Genomic DNA, 226 nt, shown 5'->3' on the forward strand with positions numbered 1-226 from the left:
TTGTCGTTGCCGCCGGCATTGCGAACCGGAGCGGGCTGGCTCTTCTGCTGATAGGCGGTATCGGCGAGCTTGAACTGCGCGAGAAGCTGGTTGAGCGAAGCGACCTCCTTGGCCAGATTGTGGCTGGCAGCGTTGGTCTCTTCCACCATGGCAGCATTTTTCTGCGTGTCCTGGTCCATCTGGTTGACCGCGGTATTGATCTGCTGGAGGCCGGAGGATTGCTCCT

1 pseudogene is annotated in these 226 nt (G+C 59.7%); it reads right to left on the bottom strand.

Annotation, left to right across the window (positions count from 1 at the left end):
- Positions 1-226 (bottom strand): annotated as a pseudogene (locus T18_RS27765) (methyl-accepting chemotaxis protein); the annotation flags it as partial.

It is taken from the genome of Rhizobium sp. TBD182 (assembly GCF_001950375.1).
In the GTDB taxonomy this organism is placed as follows: Bacteria; Pseudomonadota; Alphaproteobacteria; order Rhizobiales; family Rhizobiaceae; genus Agrobacterium; species Agrobacterium tumefaciens.